Annotated in this window: 7 protein-coding genes; all 7 read left to right on the top strand. The window is 69.0% G+C overall.

The genetic code is table 11. The features are described 5' to 3' along the window. Positions 1-225 (top strand): transglycosylase domain-containing protein (locus AC1D12_RS26650; protein ID WP_477844003.1); only part of this gene is annotated, 225 nt, incomplete at its 5' end. 9 nt (positions 226-234) lie between these two features. Continuing rightward, complete coding sequence (locus AC1D12_RS26645; protein WP_477844001.1) at positions 235-843, top strand: hypothetical protein; 609 nt, start codon at positions 235-237, stop codon at positions 841-843. After that, entirely contained in the window at positions 840-1,361 is a 522-nt protein-coding gene (locus tag AC1D12_RS26640; RefSeq protein WP_477829119.1) for a TlpA family protein disulfide reductase, read from the top strand. The genes AC1D12_RS26645 and AC1D12_RS26640 overlap by 4 nt, the downstream gene beginning before the upstream one ends. A gap of 123 nt (positions 1,362-1,484) precedes the next feature. Next, on the top strand, positions 1,485-1,943 hold the full coding sequence (gene aroQ / locus AC1D12_RS26635) for a type II 3-dehydroquinate dehydratase (RefSeq protein WP_047506636.1): 459 nt from the start codon (positions 1,485-1,487) through the stop codon (positions 1,941-1,943). Between the two features lie 69 nt (positions 1,944-2,012). After that, a complete protein-coding gene (gene accB, locus AC1D12_RS26630) occupies positions 2,013-2,474 on the top strand; it encodes an acetyl-CoA carboxylase biotin carboxyl carrier protein (RefSeq protein ID WP_047506634.1) in 462 nt (153 codons plus the stop codon). Between the two features lie 10 nt (positions 2,475-2,484). Beyond that, entirely contained in the window at positions 2,485-3,834 is a 1,350-nt protein-coding gene (gene accC, locus AC1D12_RS26625) for an acetyl-CoA carboxylase biotin carboxylase subunit (protein WP_047506632.1), read from the top strand. Between the two features lie 7 nt (positions 3,835-3,841). Beyond that, positions 3,842-4,146 (top strand): 50S ribosomal protein L11 methyltransferase (locus tag AC1D12_RS26620; RefSeq protein WP_477843999.1); only part of this gene is annotated, 305 nt, incomplete at its 3' end.

Here is a 4,146-nt window from a genome sequence, read left to right as displayed (position 1 = left end):
ATCTACCTGAACAACGTCGAATGGGGCGAAGGCGTGTTCGGCGCGCAGGCCGCGGCGCGGCACTACTTCCGCGTCGACGCGGCCCGGCTCGCACCGGCGCAGGCCGCGCGCCTGGCGGTGATGCTGCCGGCGCCGAAGCGCTTCGAGAAGCGGCCGGGCTCGCCGTACGTGGTCGGCCGGGCCGGCACGGTCGTGTCGCGCATGGGGGCGGTCGACCTTCCCTAGAATCCCCCGATGCCCTCCGACCTCAGTACTGAACTCGCCAGCGCGGCCGCCCGGCTGATCGTCGAGGAGGGCATGGAGTACGGGCCGGCCAAGCGCCGCGCCGCGCGCGACCTCGGCAAGCGCGGCACGCGGCAGGTCGACCTGCCCGACAACGACCAGGTCGAGGACGAGGTCCGGGCCTACATCGCACTCTTCTGCGCCGACACCCAACCCGCCGAATTGCGCGCGTTGCGCGAGGTGGCGCTGCTGTGGATGGAGCGGCTGCAGGAATTCCGCCCGCATTTGTATGGCGCCGTCTGGCGCGGCACCGCGACGCGGCTCAACAGCGTGCGGCTGGAACTGTTCTGCGACGACTCGAAGCAGGCCGAACTCGCGCTGATCGACCGGCGCGTCGACTACGACGTCGGCAGCCTCGATGGCCCGCGCGGCGAGCAGATCGACGTGCTGACCGTCAGCAGCCCGAGCGCCGCACTCGGCGAGGAAGTGACCGTGCACCTGACCATCCTGGACCGCGACGACCTGCGCGGTGCGCTGAAACCCGACAGCCGCGGCCGCAGCGAACGCGGCGATCTGGCCGGATTGCGTCGGCTGCTGGCATCGGACGAGGGGGCCGCATGAACCGTCGCCATGCATTGACGATCGGCGTCGCCGGCATCGCACTGGCCGCCGGTGCCGGTTTCGGCTGGTGGCGCGAACGCAGCAACGCCCTGCCCGAAGCCGAACGGGCGCTGTGGGATTTGCAGTTCGACCGGCCCGAAGGCGGCTCGCTGCCGCTGGCCGGACTGCGCGGCCAGCCGCTGCTGCTGAACTTCTGGGCCACCTGGTGCGCGCCTTGCGTCAAGGAGATGCCGCTGCTCGACGCCTTCCAGCGCAGCCACCAGCCGGCCGGCTGGCGCGTGGTCGGCCTGGCGGTCGACAGCCCGACCCCGGTCCGGGAGTTCCTGAAGAAGGTGCCGGTGAGCTTCCCGGTCGGCCTGGCCGGTCTGACCGGCGTCGACCTGGCCCGCTCGCTCGGCAACGAGCGCGGCGGGCTGCCGTTCAGTGCCGTCTTCGGCCGCGATGGGCGCATCATCGCGCGCAAACTGGGCAGCATCGGCGAGCAGGACCTGGCCGCCTGGGTGCAACAGCTCGGCTGAGGGGCCGCCGGGTTCCATTCGGCCGAGATTTTTCTATATTGCAGTCTTCGGCCCCTAAAGCGCGTAAAGTTCAGCCTTCGCAAAATTCCGGGCCGCCCACTCCAGGCACCCGATCCGCGTTTCATGCACATCCTGGTCCTGCACGGCCCGAACCTGAACCTGCTCGGCACACGCGAGCCGGAGGTCTATGGCGCGACGACTTTGGCGCAGATCGATGCCGATCTCGCAGAGATCGCGTCGCAGGCCGGTTCGACGCTGGTGAGCTTCCAGAGCAACCATGAAGGCGCGCTGATCGACCGCGTGCACGCCGCGCGGCTCGACGGCACGCAGTTCATCCTGATCAACCCGGGCGCGCTCACGCACACCAGCGTCGCGTTGCGCGATGCGCTGGCCGGCGTCGCGATCCCGTTCATCGAAGTGCACCTGTCGAACGTGCACCGGCGCGAAGCCTTCCGCCACCATTCCTATTTCTCGGACCTGGCCGACGGCGTGATCGTCGGCCTGGGCGCAGACGGCTATGCCTGCGCCCTGCGCCACGTGCTGCAGCGTGACGCGAAGCGCCCTCCCCAGCGGACGGCCTGACCCCACGGCGCCAACGGTCCGATCGACCGCGGGCGCCCGACAACAACGACGACAGAAGTTGGAGAACCCATGGACCTGCGCAAACTGAAGACCCTGATCGATCTCGTGTCCGAATCGAACATCTCTGAACTGGAGATCACCGAGGCGGACGGCAAGGTCCGGATCGTCAAGGCCGACCCGACCCTCGTCGCGGCAGGCCCGGTGGCCTACGCCGCCCCGGTGCTGGCCCCGGCCGCTGCCGCTGCGCCCGCCGCGCCGGTGGCCGCCGCCCCTGTCGAGGCGCCCGCCGCACCGGCCGGCCACACCGTCAAGTCGCCGATGGTCGGCACCTTCTACGGCGCCGCGAGCCCGGGCGCCAAGCCTTTCGTCGAGGTGGGCAGCACCATCAAGGAAGGCGAGCCGATCTGCATCATCGAGGCGATGAAGATCATGAACGAGATCGAGGCCGACAAGTCCGGCACCGTCACGAAGATCCTGTGCGCCAACGGCCAGCCGGTCGAGTTCGGCCAGCCCTTGTTCATCATCGAATAAGGCTGTCCGCATGTTCAAGAAGATCCTGATCGCCAACCGCGGCGAGATCGCGCTGCGGATTCAACGAGCGTGCCGCGAGATGGGCATCAAGTCGGTCGTCGTCTATTCCGAGGCCGACCGCGACGCCAAGTACGTGAAGCTGGCCGACGAGGCGGTGTGCATCGGCCCGGCCCAGTCGGCGCAGAGCTACCTCAACATGCCGGCCATCATCTCGACCGCCGAGGTGACCGATGCCGAGGCCATCCACCCCGGCTACGGCTTCCTGTCGGAGAACGCCGATTTCGCCGAGCGCGTCGAGCAGAGCGGCTTCGTCTTCATCGGCCCGACGCCCGACGCGATCCGCACGATGGGCGACAAGGTGTCGGCCAAGCAGGCGATGATCAAGGCCGGCGTGCCCTGCGTGCCGGGCTCCGAGGGCGCGCTGCCCGACGACCCGAAGGAGATCATCAAGGCCGGCCGTGCGGTCGGCTACCCGGTGATCATCAAGGCGGCCGGCGGCGGCGGCGGCCGTGGCATGCGCGTCGTGCACACCGAGGCGGCGCTGATCCACGCGGTGCAGACCACGCGCGCCGAGGCCGGCGCGGCCTTCGGCAACCCGGCGGTCTACATGGAGAAGTTCCTCGAGAACCCGCGCCACATCGAGATCCAGGTGCTGGCCGACGAGCACAAGAACGCCGTCTGGCTGGGCGAGCGCGACTGCTCGATGCAGCGCCGCCACCAGAAGATCATCGAGGAAGCGCCGGCGCCGGGCATCCCGCGCCGCGTGATCGAGAAGATCGGCGACCGCTGCGCCGCCGCCTGCAAGCGCATCGGCTACCGCGGCGCCGGCACCTTCGAGTTCCTGTACGAGAACGGCGAGTTCTATTTCATCGAGATGAACACCCGCGTGCAGGTGGAGCACCCGGTGACCGAACTGGTGACCGGTATCGACATCGTGCAGATGCAGATCCGCGTGGCGGCCGGCGAGAAGCTGCCGTTCCAGCAGCGCCAGATCCAGATGCGCGGGCATGCGATCGAATGCCGCGTCAACGCCGAGGACCCGTACAAGTTCACGCCGTCGCCGGGCCGCATCACGACCTGGCATGCGCCGGGCGGGCCGGGCGTGCGCGTCGACTCGCATGCGTACACGAACTACTTCGTGCCGCCGAACTACGACTCGATGATCGGCAAGATCATCACGCACGGCGACACCCGCGACCAGGCGCTCGCGCGCATGCGCATCGCGCTGTCGGAGACGGTGGTCGAGGGCATCCTGACCAACATCCCGCTGCACCGCGAGCTGATGGCCGACGCCAAGTTCATCGAGGGGGGCACCAGCATTCATTACCTTGAAGGCTGGATGAGCCAGCACAAGCGCTGAGGCCCCGATGTACGAGCTGTTGCTGCTGGTGCCGGAGGACCTGGTCGAGCCGGTGTCCGATGCGCTGATGGACGAGCTGCAGGCCTTGTCGGTCTCGGTCGAGGACGCCGATGCCGACACCGAGGCCGAGCACGCGCTGTTCGGCGAGCCGGGCATGCCGGCGCCGCGCGGCGGCTGGCAGCGCTCGGTCGTGAAGGCGCTGTTCGCCGAGGAAGACGCCGCCACCGAGGCCGGCGCCCTGCTGCTCGCGCAGGACTGGGCGGGCGGCGTGCAGCTGCAGGCGCTGCAGAAGGTCGAAGAGCAGGATTGGGT

It is taken from the genome of Rhizobacter sp. P1_G5 (genome assembly GCF_056405435.1).
The sequence above is the reverse complement of the archived record's forward strand: the minus strand, read 5'-3'. Positions and strand labels throughout refer to the sequence as shown.